Below are 1,868 nucleotides of genomic sequence, written 5' to 3'. Positions count from 1 at the left end.
AGAAACCCGGAAATATTGTCGGCCTCTTGCTGATACTTCTTGTGCGCTTCCTGCAAGGACGGCCCCATGGTAAAGCCGTTTTTCTGCTCAAGCCGGCGCAAACCGTGCAGAGCACGGTTAAGGAGCCCGCTCAAATTTCCCAGCGTCGTAAGGCGTTCAAGCAGACGCGGGTCCTGGCGGCCCTCAAAGGAATTGGGGAAGGGGATGACGATCCAGCGGCGGAAAAATCCGTTTGACACATCGCTGCTCGTCGGGGGCACATTCGCGGAGAAGATGAGCCGGGCAAAGGGCCGAAAATCAAAGCCGTCTTTTCCCTTGAATTCGGCATTGATCCGGTCTTCCCCGGTCAGGGCCTTGAACGTTGAAGAAGTATCAAGGCCCTTATGGGAAATATCGGCGAAGATATTGACCAGTTTATCTTTAAGCAAAGCGACCTTAAATTTATCTTTTTCCAGACGATGAAGCGGAACGTTGGATACATTTTGGGGGCCGACAAATCTCTCCAGCAACTTGAGCAAGGTGCTTTTGCCGTTTGCGCCGGTGCCATGAAGCAGAAACGCCTTCTGGTAACGGTTCGTCGGAATCAGGCAATACCCGAAAAGTTCATAGAGGGTAGGAACGGCATCCGGGGGAACGATCTCGGAGAAGAATTTTTCGATGTCCGGACAATCCGCAGAAGGGTCGTAGGTCACGGGAATACGGATGGAAGAGTAACGCTCGGGGGTGTGCGGGAGGAGTTCTCCTGTGCGCCAATTGACAAGCCCGTTTTCAACGTTGATGAATCCATCCTCCACGTTGAATTCCTGGACGGGCTCCCCGAGCAATTTGGTGCGGATCCATTCCACGGCCTGGTGGACATAGATAGGCAAATACCTGTCTCCCAGAAGATCCAGCGCTTTTTTTCGTAACCGCGCTTCCCCTCCGGCTTGATACACGCCGTTCTCGTACGTGTAAATCTCCGTCCCATGGGCAATGGCAGGCAACTGTTCAAGGATCACACGGCCGAGGACGACGGGCTGGAATTTTCCGTTTGCGAAAAATTTCTCCGGGTCCACATACTGGTTCGTTGCCTTGGGGGAAGACTGAACAAACGATCTCTCGACAATGGCTTTCAATTCCTGGACGGTCCCGCCTTTTTCAAACCAGTACGTTACATCTTCTTTTTCCGGCAAACCGGGCAGATGAACAATCCGGATGTCGTCGGTCCATTTGCGAAGGATCTCCGCAACCTTTTCGGCATGCTTTCTTCCCGCCTCATCATTGTCCGGCAGGATGATCACCTTCGCCCTCTGGAAATAGCGATTAAAATCGTCGCTTTCGGGCCATTTTCCGGCGCCGCCTGGATTGGTGGTAGCGGTGAATCCTTGACGGTGCATCGTGTCGGCGTCCTTTTCGCCTTCCACCACATAGACCGGATCCCCCGCCTGGACGGCCCGAATGAGTTCGGGAAGCCGGTATGGCACGACCCGTTTGGGTTTGCCGATTCGCCATTTCCCGTTCACGCGATGGTATTGGATGACGCTTTTCCGGTTGCCCGTCCCGTCGATGCCGACCAGGTGCAGCGGGTTCCCAAATTCGTCGTTATAGACATGTTCGCGGTCATGATCTTGAAATTTTTCTCCGCTTCTCTTTTGTCTGATCTTTGACAAGTTGCCGCTGTTATCAAATTCAGCCAGATCAATACCCATGCGTTGGGCCATCGTAATGGCATTGCCCTTTTCGCCGCAAGCATGGCAATAGTACACGCCCTTTTCCCTGTTTACCGAAAAGGACGGATCTCTGTCATCGTGAAACGGGCAGTTCGTAGTGCCTTCTTTGCCTCTCCAACGAATCTTCGTCCCCAGCGCTTCTTCATAGAACGCTTCGTA

The 1,868-nt window shown here is 53.2% G+C and carries 1 pseudogene; it reads right to left on the bottom strand.

Annotated features, from left to right (window positions below):
• Window positions 1-1,868: pseudogene (locus BAA01_00610) on the bottom strand (hypothetical protein).

Source organism: Bacillus thermozeamaize, assembly GCA_002159075.1.
GTDB classification, from domain to species: Bacteria; Bacillota; Bacilli; order ZCTH02-B2; family ZCTH02-B2; genus Bacillus_BB; species Bacillus_BB thermozeamaize.
The sequence above is the reverse complement of the archived record's forward strand: the minus strand, read 5'-3'. Positions and strand labels throughout refer to the sequence as shown.